The organism is Paraburkholderia sp. SSBN10T (genome assembly GCF_056619545.1).
The window spans coordinates 95,806-113,209 of record NZ_JBWQQI010000001.1 but is presented as its reverse complement, the minus strand read 5'-3'; the positions used below and the strand labels follow the sequence as shown (position 1 = coordinate 113,209).

Genomic DNA, 17,404 nt, shown 5'->3' with positions numbered 1-17,404 from the left:
AACAGAAAAGAGTCCAGCTCAGACCAACACGTTCGAGAACACCCGCGTTGCGAAGCTCCCCGAGTCTGTGCCGGCGTTGATGACGCCAACCGACTTCAGATCGTCGGCATACAAGGCGATCTCTTTCTTGAAAGCGTCCCCGGTCGGGTGATGATGATCGGTGTGACTCCTGAGCATTGCGGCCAACTGTCCGACATCGGCGTTCGGCGCGTTCGGCGAAAAAATCGCGGCCGCTTCGTCGGGATGATTCGCAGTCCACTCGGTGGCTTCGAGCAGCGCCTCGGTTAACGCCTGCGCGGTTGCCCGGTCCTTGCGGATCAACGAGCCGCGTACGCCCAGCACGCAGCACACGCGGTTCGCGTATTCGCCGCAGAGGTTGTTCGACACTTCCTGCAAATGGTCGGACTCGCGCAACGTCCAGATCGTCGGGTCGCCATCGGCAATCGCCTGCACTTCCCCCTTCTTCAAGGCTTCGCCGAGCAGCGTCGCTGGATACTGGCGCCAATGCACGTCGTTGTCAGGATCGACGCCGAGCTTCTTCAACGTAATGGCGAAGAAGTTTTTCGCCGGACTGGCCATATCGCTGACGCCCACCGTGTGCCCCTTCAAGCCCGGCAGGTCGACAATCCCCGACGCCTTTGTCGCGAGCAGCCGCATGCAACCGCCGTGGATGCCGGCCGTCAACTTCACGTCGAAGCCCTGCTCCAACGGCTTGATCCAGCGCAGCGCCATACCGACGCCCGCGTCCGACTTGCCCGTCGCGATCGCTTCGAGCAACTGATCCGTCGAGCCTGCAAAGTTGACCAGCTCCACCCGCAGGCCGTGCTTCTGGAAGATGCCCTGCTTGAGCGCGACGGGCACGGGAGCCGTACAGATCGCGCCGGCGTTCCACGAAAGCTTGAGCGGCTTGAGGCCGTCGTCGGCAACGGCGCGCACACAGGGCAAGCCGAAAGACGCGCCGCTGAGCGCCGCCGCGCCCGCGGCCCAGGCGGTCTTGCGCAGCCATGCGCGCCGCGCGGCGTTCGCGGGCATCGTGTCGTCGGTAAAGTTCATGTCGTTGATTCCCCGATGTGTTGTGTGGGTTTCTGTGGTTTGTTTCAGCCAGCCCGGTTCAGGCCTCGAGTCCGAGTTGCGCAAGCACTTCGCGGCGCAAGGCGACCAGTTTCGGATCGTCCCGATGACGCGGATAGGGCGCATCGTTGCGCACTTCCGCGACGATGCGCGCCGGCCGCTCGCTCAGCACGATGACACGCGTTGCGACATACAGCGCCTCTTCGACGTCGTGCGTCACGAGCAGCACCGAAAACCGCGCCGCCTGCCACAGCCGCACCAGTTCGCCCTGCATCCGGATGCGCGTGAGCGAATCGAGCTTGCCAAATGGCTCGTCCAGCACGAGGAGTCGCGGATCGTTGACGAGTGCACGAGCAAGCGCGGCGCGCTGCGCCATCCCGCCCGACAGTTGATGTGGAAAAGCGTCGGCAAACTGCGCGAGGCCAACCAGTTGCAGCGTTGCATCGACGCGCTCGCGAACGCTGCCTTGCGACGCCTGCCCATACGCTGCACGCCCCTTGCGTTGTGCCTCAGGACCCAGTCCGACGTTCTCGCGCACGGTGCGCCACGGGAATAGCGTCGGATCCTGGAACACAACCACGCGTGACGGATCCGGTCCGGTGATGGCGGCGCCGTCCGCTTGCAACGCGCCTCGCGTGGGCTTGTCGAGTCCCGCGACGAGACGCAGCAAGGTCGACTTCCCGCAGCCGCTAGCGCCAAGCAGCGCGACGAATTCGCCTGGTTCGACAGTGAGCGTGATGTCATCGAGTACAGGCAGCGCTTCGCCGCGCAACGAGAAGCGATGACTGACATTGCGCACGTCGATACGCGCGCCCCGCCCGGCCTCGGGCCGGCCAGGTGCAGTCTGAATGGGAGATGCGGCTACCATTTGAGCAATCCTTTTTGCCAGGCGAGCAGGCGGTCGCGCACGCGGAACAGCAGCGTGATGAGACCGGAGCACATCAGCGCCATCACGAACAGCGCGGCATACATGTTCGAATAGGCGGCCCACCCCTGCGCCCACTGCAGATACCAGCCAAGCCCCGCCTTCACGCCCATCATTTCGGCAACGATGAGCACGGAAAACGACGCGCCCAATCCCATGAAGAGACCGACGAACACCGACGGAAGCGCGGCGGGAATCGCAACCTTCAGGATCAGGAACGACGGACGCGCGCCAAGCGTGCGGGCCACATCGTAGTACGCGGAATTCACGCTTGCGACGCCGGACCAGGTCAGCACGGCAACTGGAAACGCGGTTGCAAGTGCGATCAGGAACACACTGGCGCTGAAGCTCGAAGGGAAGAAAAAGAAGGCCAGCGGCAACCAGGCTGTCGCGGGCAGCGGTCCCACGAGACGCAATACCGGATGCAGCCAGTAGCCGAGCGCCCGTGACCAGCCAATGCCCACGCCGACCACGAAGCCAGTCAGCGCGCCGAGCAGATAGCCGTAGGCGAGCAATCCAAATGAATGCGCAACGCTCGATGCGAGCCGCGGCAGGTCGTCGAAGTACACCGCAATCAACGCCTGCGGCGGCGCAAAGAAAGGCCGCGGCAACCATTCGAGCTGCGCAGTGACGACTTCCCAACCGGTGACGCCAACTGCGAGCGCGAGCAGCCACGGGGTTGCCGCAAGCCATGCGTCGATCCGCGGGTGCGGCTTCTGCGCTCGCGTTCGAGTCGGCGTGTCCGCTCGCCAGCCAACGACGCCGAGCGTCGCCGACAGCACCGCAAGCGCGAGTTTAAGGATCAACAAGTGGCGCGTGTACGGCCAGTCGTCGGCGCTCGGCCACCATTGCGTAAGCGCCGCGCCGCCGAGCCATGCGAAAGCCGCCAGCACGGCAACGATATGCTTGCCGCCGTGGCCCTGCCCTACCTCACGGTCTGCGTGAAGCCCGGCGAGTTCGAGTGTTTGCGATTGAGAAGACATGTCGATACATTCATAAGAACGCGGTTTTATTACGCGCTGGCGTTGTGCGTGCCGGAAGGCGTCGGTGCGTTGAAACGGGCGTTGCAGCAGATGCAGCCATATGGCCGCGCTGGCCATCTACATGCAAGCGTAGCGACGAAGCGGGACCCTGAGAATTATCAAGTTTCGATATGTTTATATCGATTCAATATTTATCTTTTGCATTTTTTGATTCTCCCCGATCTCCGGTGCAGCATCGGGTTTATCACTACAGCGGATAAACGTATCGGATTTGCTTCGTTGCGCGAGGCCACGCACAGCAGTAGATTGAGCTTTTCGCGCCATGACCGGCGCCTCTGCTCCGAACAAACGAAGAGTCTAGTGTGACAATTGCTTCCACTTCCGCCGAATCTACGCAGCCGGCCGTTCCCGGCGTGTCAGCCGTCGTGACGCCGCGACGCGTCGAAATTCGCGCCTTCGACGGCCCTGTGGGCGCCGAAGTGCTTGGCCTCGATCTGAGCCGTCCGCTTGACGCGGAGGATTTCTCGCGCATCCACCGCGCGCATCTTGACCATCATGTGCTGGTGTTTCGCGACCAGCGAATCTCGCCCGAACAGCAGATTGCCTTCAGTCGGCGCTTCGGCCCCCTGCAGATTCACGTGCTGCACCAGTTTCAGCTCGCGGGACATCCAGAGGTGCTGGTCGTATCGAACATTGTCGAGAACGGCAAACCGATTGGCCTGGGCGACGCCGGCCATTTCTGGCACTCGGATCTGTCATATAAGGAAAAGCCGAGCCTGGGCTCGTTGCTGCATGCGCAGGAACTGCCCGCCGAAGGCGGCGATACGCTGTTTGCCAACATGCATCTCGCGTGGGACACGTTGCCGGCGCATCTGCGCAATGCCGTCGAGGGGCGCATCGCGGAGCACACCTATCTCGCGAAGTACGCGGAACTGCAGAAGCGCAGTCCGTGGCGGCCGAATCTGTCCGCCGAGCAGATTGCCCAGGTGAAGCCGGTCTTGCATCCGATCGTGCGCACCCATCCCGAGACAGGTCGTAAGGCGCTCTTCGTCAGCGAACATTTCACTACGCGCGTGATCGGGCTGCCTGAAGACGAGAGCAAGCAACTGCTCGAAGAGATTTTCGCGCACAGTGTGCGCCCTGAGCATCTCTACCGGCATGTCTGGGCCGAGCACGACATGGTGTTCTGGGACAACCGCTCGCTGATGCATCTTGCGGCCGGCACGCCAGACCATCTGCGCCGCAAGCTCTACCGCACGACCATCGAAGGCGACGTGCCGTTCTAAGGGCAAATTCGCAAGCCTGTGCTGCCGCAACCAATCGGCTCACTGGCGCGCCGAGACGACCTTACTTGCGCGGCGCTCAGCTTCCGCAAACATCTCGCGCAGCCGCTCCCGTTCGTCGCCGCTCAGATGTGAGACCGCAGCAGGCATCACCAGCACCAGTTGCAACGTCAGCTCGCCGCGCAAGCCGTTGCGGTCCGTGAGTCCATGTCCGGGCAGACGAATCGTGCTGCCGGCGTGCGCGTTCGGCGCAATCTTGACCGGCAGCGTGCGGCCTAGAATCTGCGCTTCAAAGGTGCCGCCGAGCGTGGCCGTCACGAAATCAACCTGAATCTCGCAAGCGAGATTCAGTCCATTGCGACGAAAGGCCGAGTCGCACACGATCACCACCGAGAAGATCGCATCTCCCGACGGCCCGCCATGCGTCCCGGGATGCCCGCCACCTTTCAGGACAAGACGCTGGCCATCCCAGGCACCCGCGGGAACCGTGACGGTCTCCAACTTCCGGTACGTCGCGACACCCGTGCCGAGGCACATTGGACACCCGCCGCCCGCCAGCGGACGCCCGGTCCCCGCGCAGGCACTGCAACGCGTGCCCGAGAGCGACTGGCCGCTGCCGCCGCAGCGTATGCACTCCGAGGCCGTTCCCCGACATTGGCGACACGGCCCGTTCACCGCGTAAGACGCTTGAACATCGCCGCCATAAATCGCGGCTTCGAGCGGCACGAAAAGTTCGACCAGGCAGTTCGCACCGCGCATCGGCGGCCTGTGGTGCTCGCGCGGCGGGGTCTCCTGGTCGCGCGCCTCCTCCGGCGCCGCCTCCGGGCTGAAAGTCGGCGCCTTGCGCTTGCCGGTCAGAATCTCGAACGCCTCCTGAATGCGCTTGAACACCGGCTCGACAGATGATTCACGCCCCTTGTTGCGGTCCGGGTGGTACTTCGCCCTCAGCCGGCGGTATGCGCGTTTGACGTCTGCCTGCGATGCCGTTCCCGGCAATTCCAGGCGCCTGTAGTATTCGTCGAGGCTCACCCGTTTTCCCCGTTTTCTTTCTGGAACTGCAAGTCTATCAAGACGCAATGACAGGACCGCCGTTCTTGATGGCCGGAGTGTCCCCTCCGAATCGCTACAATGATCCAGATGAATAACCCGCTCAACCGCATCAAGCGCCACCCATGCTGACCTCCTTTTACTGGAGTGGCGACGCCATCCGTAGTCGATGCGTGAGCGACGTCGTGCTGTCGGACACGCTCGACGTGCCCGCGCCCCCTGCCCGTCTGCTTGCAGATTGGCAAAGGGAGACATCGTCGAACCTGACCCTGGAGCCCGGCGACGTCGAAGTCATGCCGTTGGCGCGAACGCAGTTTCGCTGGCCCGACTACACGCGCTGCGTGCAGGCCGTATCGGACTGGATGGGCACGCTTGGACTGCCTACTGTGCTTGCCGCTGGCGACCTGGCCCTGATGGCCTGCCGCGGCGCAAGGTACCACCATGACGGTGTGCAATACGGCGGCGCCGCGTTCTGCAATCTCTTCCTGAGCGAGGACAAGGGGTTGGACCTGCATTTTCCGTCTTTGGACCGTCGCATACCGCTGAGGCGTGGAACGGCTGTGATTTTCGATACGGGTCAGCCTCACGGCGTCATTCGGCGTGGCAGCAGCGGTTTCAATGCGACCGACTTCGCCTCCGACCAGGACTGGATTCAGATATTCCTGACGTGGGAGCTTCCCATTGAAGATGCCCATGTTGGACGCGCGCTGAAAATTGCCTTCGACGTCGCCCCTTCAACACCCTTACAACCGCATGAAGAGCAGGTCTTGCTGAACGGCGAGCGAGTCGCCGTGTGCCCGGAATCCGGTCGTTGGTACCGCGCCGGGTAATCGTCAACGTCGCTCTAACCGCCTGTATGATGACGGACTGGCGCCCGCCCGAAAGCCCCACGCAGACGCTCTGCGCAGATCGCGCACTGCCTGCTGCCGCCACGCGGCGCCGACGAATCCATCCACGCTGAACCAGAGGAAAACCGCCATGACGGCCGCAACGCAATTCGATCAGGTTTCCGTTATCAAACGGGCCAACGTCTACTTCGACGGCAAGTGTGTCTCGCACACCGTTCTCTTCGCAGACGGCACGCGCAAGACCCTCGGCGTGATCTTGCCGGGCGCGCTCAACTTCGGCACCGACGCTCCGGAACTCATCGAGGTGCAGGCCGGCCAATGCCGCATCCGTCTCGAAGGAAGCGACGAGTGGAAAACGTACGGCCCGGGCGAGTCTTTCCCGGTGCCCGGCAAGAGCCGCTTCGATATCGACGTGATCGAAACGCTCGACTACGTCTGCAGCTACCTGTAAGACAGACGGGCGCATAGCGCCCGTCCGATGTACGCGTCCCTACGCAAGGATCAAGAAGTGGCGTTATGGCGAACCAAGGCGGCTAGCCGCCCCCGGAATCACCTGGGATGACGTCACTGCGCCACATCCTTCCCGATCGAACAGCGCCGCCATGCCACACGTCGACGAATACATGTGCGAGCTGCTATGCCCTACGTTCGGCACTTCGAGAAAGCGCTGGCTAAAATGCGCTTCATCTTGCGAGCGTAGATAAGCGACGTAATTGAGCCCACGCGACAGGCGTGTCGGCCCCTCCGCCTCCGCCCCGCATGAACGGTCCAGCTCCTTGTGGTTCGGATCGTTATCGTCCATTCCGAAGAGGTACACGATATCGCTCGCGAGGTAGCGCTTCTCGAGCTCGGACGGTGAGACCGGCTGCGTCACATAAGGCGGCAAACCGCCACTCAAGCCATATTCCCAGCGATTGAATTTCGCGCACAGCGATTCGCCCGTCGCGACCGGCCTCTGCGTATCGAAGTACAAGTAGGACGACGGATTGGCCACCACGTAACGGATAGCGATACCGCGCGCCAGCAGAGGCGCCTGTCCATGACCGACCGCCGCATATCGCTGGACCAGTTGACCGCCCGCCGAGTGCCCGGCGAGCACAACCTGCTTGAGGGCCGGAAACAGTGTCTTGTCCGCGAGTCGCGCGAAGATGGTGTCGATCACGCTGAACGAACCGATCGGCGCCGGCCCGTGCGCATCGTAACCGGTCTTCCATCCATCCGTTCCCCAGTGCAGCATGTCGGCCGGCAATTGATGGGCTTCTATATCCGCAGCCGTCAGGAATTGCGGCGTGATGATGATGGCGCCCTGCGCAGCCGGACCCGCGTTGATCGCGGCGCGCTCCCCTGAAGTCAGGTCCCGTCGGACCCAGCCGTGAATGACGATGACCGCACGCGTCACGTCGGGCTGGGGCGTCGACCAATCGCGCGTTACGTGAATCGGGACGACGCCACGGCCCGCGGATGTCGTGATCTCAAGGCGGCCGTCCTGAATGACGGGCACCGGCGTGCGTACTAACGCATAGCGTTCTGGCGGAGCGGAACCGGCATTTTGCGTGGACGCTACATCGCCGGCAAACGCTGGGGCGAGATGAAGCACAGCCGAGAAAAGCATGGCTGAGAGCGTACTGGTACGGAATGCGAACAATCTCATGATTGCGCTCCGTGTCCAGCGAAATGTGTAATTCTCGTCCCTGGCATTGTTTGTCTCGCAGGTGGCCTTAGTCACTCTTTAACGCCACTCGAATAAAAATCCGTCGCGGATCCGCGAAATTTTTTAATGCCGGTCTCTGTGGGCTTTCCACCAGTCGTTGTTGGCGCCTGTCATGCAGAATGGATGCGCGCGTAGGCGACAATGGCCGCAACGCGCATAAAGCCCCCGGAAGCGACCTTCCGGGAGCATGCACCCCGTCAAGCTAAACCCCGCTGCCTCCCACCGTCTTGACACTCTTCCATTGCCCCTGCTCGACCTGGAAAAGCGTATAAGGCGGCTTGATCAGATCGCCATAAGGATCGAAGGTAATCTTGCCCGTCACACCCGTGACCGTGACTTTCGCCAGGCTGCCGACAATCTTCGCACGATCAAGCGAATCTGCACTGTGAATGGCCTTGATCATCGCGAGCGCAGCATCATACGCAAACGGCGCATACAGCTCGACATCCTGGTTAAAGCGCGCCTTGTACCGCTTACCGAACTCTTGCGCGGCGGGGAGCTTATCGAGTGCGGGGCCGGGTTCCAGATCCTGGGTACCGTCCCCCGCCGCGCCGGCGATCTGCAGGAACGCATTGCTCTTCAATGCACCGGCGCCGAACAGTTGAGCGCTCATGCCTAGCGAGCGCATCTGCTTGACCAGCATCGCGCCCTGCTCATCCAGGCCGCCGAAGAACAGCAAGTCGATATTCTTGCTCTTGAGCGTTGTCAGGATGGAGCGGAAGTCGACAGCCTTGTCGTTGGTGAACTCGCGGTCGACAACATTACCGCCCGCTTCCTTGACGCCCTTTTCGAAGGCATTGGCGAGGCCCTCTCCAAACGCCGTGCGATCGTCGATGATCGCAATGCGTTTGGCCTTCATCTGCTCGACCACGAAGTGACCCGCCACGACGCCGCCAATGCCGTCGTGCCCCATCGTCCGAAACACGTTCTTGTAGCCCTGCTTCGTCAGATCCGGGTTGGTGGAACCCGGCGTGATCATCGCGACGTCCGCCTGATGGTAAACCGCGGAGGCCGGAATGCTGCAGCCCGAGTTGTAGTGGCCAACCACCCCCACCACACCGTCATCGACCAGCTTCTGCGCGACCTGCACCGCAACGTGCGGGTCCGCCTGATCGTCCTGCACGTCGAGCACGAAGGTGACCGGCTTGCCGCCTATCATGGGGTGCTTCGCGTTCTCCTCGTCGAGCGCCAATTGCGCACCGTACTGCAGATCTTTGCCGACGCGGGCCACCGGACCGGTCAACGGTCCGGCAAAACCGATCTTGACGACTTCCGGATCGGCGGCCCACGACGGCATCATTTGCGTGCCTAGCGCGGCACAGACGGCCAAACTCAACAGCCAATAGCGGCGATTCATGATGCGCTCCTTGCGAGATGTGACGTCGCGCTTTCTCCAGGTTTGTCGGTTCGATGCGCGACGCGTCGAGACCGTCCTATGAATCCTTGCCTTGAAACGTCAGGCGTGTGCTGCACAGCCCCGGCCATCTGCCGGAACCGCGTGGCGGCATACGGCCCGAGATCGAGCGGCGCTGCGCGCCCCGCGACCAGGTCGGCAACGATCCGGCCGCTGATGCCCGCCAACGTAAGTCCAAGATGCTGGTGACCGAATGCATAAATCACGCGTTCACTCGCACTCGAGCGCCCGAGTACCGGCACGCCGTCCGGCAACGTCGGACGAAAGCCGAGCCAACTGCTGTCGGGTTTGTCGAGCGCAGGCAACGCGCGCTTCGACGAAAAAGTCAGAAGGTCGAGCAGCGAGCGATTACGCGTTTCCGTGAAGCCGCCCAGTTCGACCGTGCCCGCGACGCGCAGACCATCGCTCATCGGCGTCATATAGAAACCGCGTTCGGCCCAGCCAACCGGCCGCGAAATCAGTTGTTGCATGCCCGGATAGCGCACGTGATAGCCGCGCTCGGTGTCCAGCGGCACGGTGTCGCCACATTGCCTCGCGAACTGTGCAGAGCGCGCGCCGCTGGCGATCACGACGTGGCTAAAGCGTCTGGCGGCGCCATCGACCATCAGAGCCGCGCCTTGCGCAGACGGTTGCACCGCATTGACGGTGGAACGCTCCAGCGTCAGCCCTTGCGCCGCAAGCCGTTCATAGAGCGTCTGCAGAAAGCCCTGCGGACTGGAGAGATACCAACTGTCGCTGAACAACACGCCGCGCTCGAAAATCGGCGCCAGTTGCGGTTCGAGCGCCTGAACGTCAGCACCTGACAACACCTCGAAGGCAACGCCGAGCTTATGACGTAGGTCGAGGGCGGCACGAGCCGCGTCGAACGAAGCCGCGCTGGAATAAAGATAAAGACACTCGCGGAACCGAACGAAGCGAGCCAGCTCCGCAGCTTCGAGAAGCGGCGCGTAACCGTCCTGCGCGTGGCCAAGCAACGCCGCAAGCGCCGCTGCGCTCGCCGCACTACGGCCGGGCAACGAACTCATCATGAAGCGGGCGAGCCACGGTGCAAGGTGCGGCAAATATCCCCAACGCAAGCGGAACGGGCTTTGGCTCGAGAACAGAAAGCGCGGTAGATCGCGGAATACCGACGGGTTGTTCACCGGAATGCAGGCGTAGTGCGCGAACGTGCCGGCATTGCCGAACGACGCCCCTTGACCGACGCCGGACGGATCGAACAGCGTCACGCGATGCCCCTCGCGCATCAGCGACGCGGCGCTCGCGAGGCCGATGAATCCCGCTCCCACGATGGCGACGTCGGACATCACGCGCACCCTTCCAGCGCGCGCTCGCCGCCTGGCGAACGGTATTCGGGGGACTGCGCAACGCTCATCGGAACACTCCTGCTGACCGGTTTCTCGACTTTGCCCGGCGGTGTCGGGACAGCCGCCACCAGACAAACCATGACAGCTAGAATCACACAACAATTTTTTGTGTGCAAATAAAACGTACATTGTGTGGCCCTGGAATTTTCCCTGGATGGCTTCTGGCGCGGTCTTTGCTCAGCCGGTCAACGCCGGCCGCTCCGTGCCCGGAAGGGGTTGCAGTCGACTGCTGGTGGTATAGAATCGGCCAAACTCCGTACAATTGCGGACAAAGCTGGTTTTGTATGGAGACATCCATTCTTATGGCTTCTGGCAAAAACCCGGCGCGCAACGCCAACGGCACCTCGGCCCAGGCAAAGCGCGCCACCTATGTCGAAGTGTCCAGTTCGATCGAGAACGAGATTCGCAGCGGGGTGTATCCGCCCGGCAGCCGTCTGCCGCCCCAGCGGCAGCTCGCGACCGAGCTGGGGATCAACGTCTCGACGGTGTCGCGGGCCTACAAGGAATTGCAGTTGCGCGGCCTCGTGATCGGCAGCAAGCGGCGCGGCTCGCTAGTCACGGGCGGCGCGATGCCGAGCGTCGAGCCTGCGCAGAGCGCAAACGGTGCCGCAATCGACCTGACCGTCAACCGGCCGGCCACCGGCGAATTTCTGGCCTGTCTTGCGCGCACCCTCGCGGAATTGCCGCGCGACCCGCGCTATGCGCAACTGCAGGAATACCAGCCGCCGCAAGGGCCCTTATGGGCGCGCGCCGCCGGCGCCCGCTGGATGGCCGCGCCGGGCTTCGAGCCGGCGGCCGATCATGTGGTGGTGACGAGCGGCGCGCAGCACGGGCTATACGCGGTGCTGAACAGCCTGATCGGCACCGAGGGCGTCATCCTCGCCGATCAACTCACCTATTACGGGCTGAAGGCGCTCGCACCGGTGTTCCAGTTTGAAATCGTCGGCATTCCTAGCGACCTCGACGGTCTGCTGACCGACGAAGTCGAGCGCATCTGTCAGCGTATGCCGGTGAAGGCCATCTTCACGGTGCCGAACCTGCAGAATCCCACCGTCATCACGATGAGTCTCGAACGCCGGATGGCGCTCGTCGACATTGCGCGCCGCCATGGCGTGGCGATCATCGAAGACGATGTGTATGGACCGCTAGTGTCGCAGCGCCTGCCGACCATCGCGAGCCTGTGTCCGGAATTGACGTTTCACATTGCCGCCACCTCGAAAATCCTCGCGCCGGGGTTGCGACTGGGCTATCTGCTCAGCCCGCCGGATAGCGCCGCGTTGTGTGCGGAAGCGGTGCGCACCACCGCATGGATGCCGGCGCCACTGTCGATGCTGATCGCTTCGGTCTGGATCGAGGACGGCACCGCCCGTCACATCATGGACGCGCAGCTCGCCGAAATTCGCGCACGCCAGGATCTGGCGCGCGAACTGCTGCCGCAAGCGTTGCTGCAGACCGATCCGGCGTGCATGTTCGTGTGGCTCAAGTTGCCACCGCCGTGGCGTGCCGACGATTTTGCGGCCAATGCGAAGGCGCGCGGCGTGGTGGTGATGCCGTCGTCGGCATTTGCCGTAGACCGCTCGGAAATCGAACACGGCGTGCGGATCAACCTCGCCTGCGCGACGAGCCGCGAGCAACTGGTGAGTGCGTTGAGGCTGTTAACGGCAACTCTCAAAGATCGGCCCAGGGCGCTGTTCGGGACGATCTGAGGCAGTCATCGGAGACGATGCCCCGCTTGAACGCGGCACCACCGCTGCGCGCTTGGCGATACGAACAGCACCACTAGGCGACCGCAGTTTTCAGCGTAGCGATATCGCGCCGGGGCGGCGCGCCAAACATGCGCGAATACTCACGGCTGAATTGCGACGGGCTTTCATAGCCCACCTGATAGGCCGCCACCTCGGCAGTCGCGGCGCCTGTCACCATCAAGTGACGCGCTTCCAGCAGGCGAAGCTGCTTCTGGTACTGCAGCGGCGTCATCGATGTCAATGCCTTGAATTGCCGATGAAATGCCGAAGGGCTCATTTGCGCCACGGCCGCCAGTTCTTCGATGCGTACAGTTTCGGTGAATTGGTCGCGTAACGCATGAATCGCCGTCACGACTCGCTGCGCGTGGCTGTTGGCCAGCACGACCCTGGCGACCTCGCTGCCGTGAGGCCCCGTGAGCAGCCAGTAGCAGATTTCCCGCATGATCAGCGGCGCGAGGATGGCAATGGCTTGAGGCGTATCGAGCAGGCGCACCATGCGCAGCACGCAATCGGCCAGCGGGCCGTCAAAGTCGGTGACAAACACGCCGTGCTCGAGATCGCTATCCGGCTTGGGCGGCGTGTCGAGACGCTCCATCACATCGCGCATCACCGCAAGGTCGAATTCGATCACAACGCCAAGGTACGGCTCGGCAGGACTGGCCTTCACCACCCTGCCGAATGCCGGCATCTCGACGCTCACCACCAGGGCCTGTCCTGCCCGGTAGTCATATTTCCTGTCACCGAACGCGCTCCACTTGGCGCCTTGCACGACGACGCAGAGGGCCGGCTTCATGATCATATGGGAAGGCAGCTTTTCGCGATCCGATCTCATGATCGTCATTCCCTCGATCGCCGTCACGAATGGACTTACCTCGTCCGCACGCTTGTCCGTATAGCGTTTGAGGACCTCGACCAAAGCCTTTGACATATGAACCCCTTCACTGCGCTCGCATTCCTGCATGTTACCGCCACTCGTACCTCGTGGCAGACGTCCGGGCAGGATTAGGCAAGAAGCGAAGCAGTTCCGGCATTCAGCGGCCGGAGCGGCGGGAATACGCTTGCGCCTGTACAACCTGAAGCGGAGCGCAAGATGACAGCAGGAGATTCAGCAGGTGCCGTGACGAAGATCGCAATTGTCACAGGCGGAAGTCGCGGCTTGGGCCGCAATACGGTGGTCCATCTCGCCCGGCGAGGGGTCAGTTCCATCTTCACCTACCGCGCCAATCAGGCAGAAGCCGAGAAGGTCGTCGGCCTGGTGGCGGACGAAGGACAACGAGCCATTGCACTGCCGCTCGATACCGGCAAGGCGGGCACGTTCGATTCATTCGTCGGACAGGTCCGGGAGTCGCTCGCGCAACTGGGCGCCGAGCGTTTCGATTACCTCGTCAACAACGCCGGCATTTCGCATCACATGCCGTTCGACAAGACCAGCGAGGAAGAGCTGGACAGTCTCTACAACGTCCATTTCAAAGGCGTGTTTTTCCTGACGCAGAAGCTCCTGCCGCTTATCAATGACGGCGGCCGCATCGTCAATATCTCTTCGGGGCTGACGCGCGTCGCCTTTCCGGGCAGTGCGTCCTATGCATCCATGAAAGGCGCGGTCGAGGTGCTGACTCGCTATCTCGCGAAGGAACTCGGTCCGCGTCGTATCGCGGTCAATACCGTCGCGCCCGGCGCAGTCGCTACCGACTTCAGTGGCGGCATGGTGCGTGACAATCCCGAGGTCAACAAGATGGTGGCGAATGCCACGGCATTGGGTCGTGCGGGCTTGCCCGACGACATCGGACCGATGATCGCGGCCCTGCTGTGCGAAGACAATCGCTGGGTCAACGCCCAGCGTATCGAGGTCTCAGGCGGGCTGATGATCTAGCGCGCCGGTTTCTCGTGGAGAAAGGCGATGGCAGCCTCGCGGGTGACGCTGCCATCGCCTGTGCTGCCTGCCGCGCTTCCGATGTGATCGGTCTATTCCTGGCTCCCGACCAGGCGGCCATCGATGCTGCGAAACGCATTCTGGTTACCGGCCCTGATGTAATTGATGGCCGGCGCGCCGAAAGTCATCTGGTCGAAAGCGGCCGATTTCACTGCTTCGTAGTTGGCAGCATTGTTCGGATCGCCATGGCCTGTGTAGTGCGCAATGTACGGATAGGGATAGACCGAGCGGCTCGCCAGCGGAGTCAGGCCTTGCGCAGCCACGGGTGAGCTGGGCGGCATCAGGCCGTGGAACTGGAACGCAGCATCCTTTACACCGTTCATTGGCGGCGGGTTCGGTGGATCGGGTGGGTTCGGCGCCCCGGACAGGTTCGGTGGTCCAGGCGGATTCGGCGCCCCGGACGGGTTCGGCGGCCCAGGCGGGTTCGGCGCCCCGGACAGGTTCGGTGGCCCGGGTGGCATCGGCGGCCCGGACAGGTCCGGTGGTCCGGGCGGGCTCGGCGGCCGAGGCAGGTTCGGTGGCCCGGGCGGCTGATTCGGCGGCCCGGACAGGTTCGGCGGCCCGGGTGGCATCGGCAGCGCCGGCCGGAAAACTTTCTCCGAAAGAAGGGCTTTCGGCGCCACGTTCCGCTCGGTCCATGCCAGCAGCGGCGACAGCAAGTCCACCTGGTCGAAGCCTTCGCCTCCCCCGCAATGGCCGACGCCCGGCAGCAGGAAGAGGCGCATGAATTCATCGGTCGCCTTCTCTCCCAGCTCGGCGCGAACGCCCTGGTAGTAGGCAATGGAAAAAGCCGGACTCACGGAGTCGTCAGCAAGGCCATGCCAGAGGATCAGTTTGCCGCCGTGCCGCATGAACGGCCGGAGATCGGTATTGGTCGCGTTGTAGAGCGAAGCCAGCCGGGCGACCCGCTTGAAGTTGTCCATCGTCAGAGGGAAGTCCGCGAGCGACTTGATGCCGGGGTTGGGTTCCGGCAGCAGGACATACTGCAGCGCGGGCAGCACCATCATCTCGGACATGGAGTGTGCGGTCGGCGCCTCGGGCACAGGCCAACGCAATTCAGAGCCTGGCGGCAGACCGCCCAATACGAATTTGTGGCCGGACGCATCCGTCGCGCCCTCATAGAGACGCCTGGCCGCGCCGATCTCTTCCTCGCTCAGGCAGGTGGAGCGGTTCTTGTCGTCCTTGGCGCAGAGGCGAACCCAGGAGGCGTCGAACTTACAGGCATAGGGGTTCTGCAAGATCCCATCGTTCACGCCCGACAGCGTGGAGCAATGATCGAGCACGGCCTGATGCAGGAGCGGCAGGCGGTCCTTGAGCAAGATCGCCGAGCCGTCCTTGCGCTGGTTCGCGACCACATTCCAGCCGTGATAGAAGGAATTCTGGAACTGGAAGAAGGCCGCCGGCGCGCCTGCCGAAATGCCGTCGAAGTCGTCCGGGTAGCGCTGCGCTTCCATCAACGCCTCGCGACCGCCGTCCGAGCAGCCCATGAAGTAAGAATACTTTGGCAGCCGGCCATAGTAGGCCCTGATGAGCGCCTTCGTGGCCACGGCCGTCAGGTGATTCGCCCGGTAGGCGAAGTCGATCCGCTTTTGGGGATCCGCTGCCCAGGAGGCATCCATCATTCCCCCGCTATGGCCCATGTCGTCGGATGAGACGACAAATTCCCCGTTCAGCGCCGGGATACAACCATGGGCATTGGAGACATGGATATTGATGTCGCCACACAGCCCGCCGCATCCCTCTTGCAGAAACCGCTGCGTCCAGTGTTGCAACGGCAGATCGACCTCGAACCCGATCTGCGGTGCGATCATCCCGATCACGTGACAGAAATCGCCCTTGGCCGTCTTGAGTGAGCTTGCGGAAACGATCTTCACCGTCGCACCGACTGCATCGGAAAGGTCGGCTCTCGCCAGTTGCTCGCAGGAGATAACCGGCTGCACGGTGGGAAGCGTTGCTGCGAATGCTTTGCCACCAACCAATGCCAGCATCAGGAACGCGGCCACCAGCCGGCCCCACCCTATCAGACCGTTCATACTCGGAGATTCCTCGAATTGCCTGGCATAGCTAATGTTATGCCCACGCTGCGTGGAATTGCCCACGGTCGGTGGCGACCGGCGTGCGCTGCGGCTTGACGTGGCTGGAGCGCGTGTCGCGCGCGGCGCCGGTCTCGCCTACCTCGCCGGAGGGCACAAAAATATAGCCGCGCCCGCGCAAGGTTTGAATGTATTTCGGCTTCGCGGCATCGGCTTCGATCACCGAACGCAGGCGAAACACCAGAACGTCGAGCCCGCGCTCCGTCTGGCCGGTGTCGTGCTTGCCAAGCAAGGCAATGATGCTGGTACGCGACATGATCTTCATCGGATTGGCCGCGAACATCTTGAGCAGCGCAAATTCGCTCGACCGCAGACCGACGTCCTCCCCGTCCTTGATCAGGCGGCGGGTGGCGAAATCGATCTGCCAGTCGCCGAACGCATAGCGATCGCGGATTTCAGGCGCGGCATAGACAGCCGAGGAGCGGTGGCGCAACGCATTGCGGATGCGCGCCGTCAGTTCGCGCGCATCGAATGGCTCGACCAGGTAATCGTCGGCGCCAAGTTCGAAGGCAATGATCTTGTCGATCACGTCAGCGGACTTGCTGATCATGATCACCGGCACGTCATAGCCGGCAGCGCGCAGACGCTGGAGGGCCGCATGGGATTCGGACAGCGGGAATTCGGCGCGCATCACGATGGCAGACGGCAACTCCAGCTCGACCCGGCGAACCAGCGCGGTCGCGTTATACAGCACCGACATCTCGATCTGATCACGGTGAAAATGGGTGCGCAGTTCGTCGCGTACCGCCTGGTCTGGTTCAATAACAAGAAGTCGCGTGTTCATGACGTTCGAATACCTCTAGACTGCGGTGAAGAATAATCCGGTTTGACCCCGCTTCGCCCCCGCAGTCGAGCCTTGCATCAAAGGCGGTCTACTGGAGCTACCGGAACCGATAGTAAGGATGAAATGCGCACGCAGAATGGGGAAATCGAGGAGAAACTGTGAAGAACGCAGGGCACGGGGAGGCGCCACTGCACGCCAACGCGAAA

15 protein-coding genes are annotated in these 17,404 nt (G+C 62.7%); 5 read left to right on the top strand and 10 right to left on the bottom strand.

The genetic code is table 11. The features are described from left to right. Positions 1-18: 18 nt before the first annotated feature. The 3 genes from AC1ECK_RS00495 to AC1ECK_RS00485 are packed head-to-tail and all read right to left on the bottom strand — an operon-like array spanning position 19 to position 2,979. Positions 19-1,053, bottom strand: coding sequence for an ABC transporter substrate-binding protein (locus AC1ECK_RS00495; protein WP_480314820.1), 1,035 nt, complete (start codon positions 1,051-1,053; stop codon positions 19-21). A gap of 58 nt (positions 1,054-1,111) precedes the next feature. Then, complete coding sequence (locus tag AC1ECK_RS00490; RefSeq protein ID WP_480314818.1) at positions 1,112-1,939, bottom strand: ABC transporter ATP-binding protein; 828 nt, start codon at positions 1,937-1,939, stop codon at positions 1,112-1,114. Then, positions 1,933-2,979, bottom strand: a complete 1,047-nt coding sequence (locus AC1ECK_RS00485) for an ABC transporter permease (protein ID WP_480314816.1) — start codon at positions 2,977-2,979, stop codon at positions 1,933-1,935. Before AC1ECK_RS00485 ends, AC1ECK_RS00490 begins: the two co-directional genes overlap by 7 nt. A gap of 413 nt (positions 2,980-3,392) precedes the next feature. On the opposite strand from AC1ECK_RS00485, the gene AC1ECK_RS00480 reads away from it, so the two are divergent. Next, positions 3,393-4,265, top strand: a complete 873-nt coding sequence (locus AC1ECK_RS00480) for a TauD/TfdA dioxygenase family protein (RefSeq protein ID WP_480315548.1) — start codon at positions 3,393-3,395, stop codon at positions 4,263-4,265. 39 nt (positions 4,266-4,304) lie between these two features. On the opposite strand, the gene AC1ECK_RS00475 is transcribed toward AC1ECK_RS00480, so the two are convergent. Further along, positions 4,305-5,291 carry a DnaJ C-terminal domain-containing protein gene (locus AC1ECK_RS00475; protein WP_480314814.1) on the bottom strand — a complete coding sequence of 329 codons (987 nt, stop codon included), beginning with the start codon at positions 5,289-5,291 and terminating at the stop codon, positions 4,305-4,307. Positions 5,292-5,434: 143 nt separating this feature from the next. On the opposite strand from AC1ECK_RS00475, the gene AC1ECK_RS00470 reads away from it, so the two are divergent. Both AC1ECK_RS00470 and ppnP read left to right on the top strand, forming a co-directional pair. Then, positions 5,435-6,139 (top strand): hypothetical protein, encoded by a 705-nt coding sequence (locus tag AC1ECK_RS00470; RefSeq protein ID WP_480314812.1) that lies wholly within the window; start codon positions 5,435-5,437, stop codon positions 6,137-6,139. Between the two features lie 148 nt (positions 6,140-6,287). Further along, positions 6,288-6,608 carry a pyrimidine/purine nucleoside phosphorylase gene (gene ppnP, locus AC1ECK_RS00465; protein WP_480314811.1) on the top strand — a complete coding sequence of 107 codons (321 nt, stop codon included), beginning with the start codon at positions 6,288-6,290 and terminating at the stop codon, positions 6,606-6,608. A gap of 63 nt (positions 6,609-6,671) precedes the next feature. Here ppnP and AC1ECK_RS00460 read toward each other — a convergent pair whose 3' ends face one another. The 3 genes from AC1ECK_RS00460 to AC1ECK_RS00450 form a co-directional block, all read right to left on the bottom strand. After that, a complete protein-coding gene (locus tag AC1ECK_RS00460) occupies positions 6,672-7,808 on the bottom strand; it encodes an alpha/beta hydrolase (RefSeq protein WP_480314809.1) in 1,137 nt (378 codons plus the stop codon). A 262-nt stretch (positions 7,809-8,070) separates the two neighbouring features. After that, on the bottom strand, positions 8,071-9,225 hold the full coding sequence (locus AC1ECK_RS00455) for a branched-chain amino acid ABC transporter substrate-binding protein (RefSeq protein ID WP_480314807.1): 1,155 nt from the start codon (positions 9,223-9,225) through the stop codon (positions 8,071-8,073). After that, positions 9,222-10,586: an NAD(P)/FAD-dependent oxidoreductase gene (locus AC1ECK_RS00450; RefSeq protein WP_480314805.1), complete on the bottom strand. Its 1,365-nt coding sequence runs from the start codon at positions 10,584-10,586 to the stop codon at positions 9,222-9,224. Before AC1ECK_RS00450 ends, AC1ECK_RS00455 begins: the two co-directional genes overlap by 4 nt. 362 nt (positions 10,587-10,948) lie before the next feature. On the opposite strand from AC1ECK_RS00450, the gene AC1ECK_RS00445 reads away from it, so the two are divergent. Further along, positions 10,949-12,352 carry an aminotransferase-like domain-containing protein gene (locus AC1ECK_RS00445; protein ID WP_480314803.1) on the top strand — a complete coding sequence of 468 codons (1,404 nt, stop codon included), beginning with the start codon at positions 10,949-10,951 and terminating at the stop codon, positions 12,350-12,352. A 73-nt stretch (positions 12,353-12,425) separates the two neighbouring features. Here AC1ECK_RS00445 and AC1ECK_RS00440 read toward each other — a convergent pair whose 3' ends face one another. Next, a complete protein-coding gene (locus AC1ECK_RS00440) occupies positions 12,426-13,319 on the bottom strand; it encodes an AraC family transcriptional regulator (RefSeq protein WP_480314801.1) in 894 nt (297 codons plus the stop codon). A 162-nt stretch (positions 13,320-13,481) separates the two neighbouring features. Here AC1ECK_RS00440 and AC1ECK_RS00435 point away from each other — a divergent pair, with 162 nt between their 5' ends. Beyond that, positions 13,482-14,261 carry an SDR family NAD(P)-dependent oxidoreductase gene (locus AC1ECK_RS00435; protein WP_480314799.1) on the top strand — a complete coding sequence of 260 codons (780 nt, stop codon included), beginning with the start codon at positions 13,482-13,484 and terminating at the stop codon, positions 14,259-14,261. A 92-nt stretch (positions 14,262-14,353) separates the two neighbouring features. Here AC1ECK_RS00435 and AC1ECK_RS00430 read toward each other — a convergent pair whose 3' ends face one another. Further along, on the bottom strand, positions 14,354-16,354 hold the full coding sequence (locus AC1ECK_RS00430; protein ID WP_480314797.1) for a tannase/feruloyl esterase family alpha/beta hydrolase: 2,001 nt from the start codon (positions 16,352-16,354) through the stop codon (positions 14,354-14,356). 37 nt (positions 16,355-16,391) lie between these two features. Next, positions 16,392-17,198, bottom strand: a complete 807-nt coding sequence (locus AC1ECK_RS00425; protein WP_480314795.1) for a winged helix-turn-helix domain-containing protein — start codon at positions 17,196-17,198, stop codon at positions 16,392-16,394. Positions 17,199-17,404 lie beyond the last annotated feature (206 nt).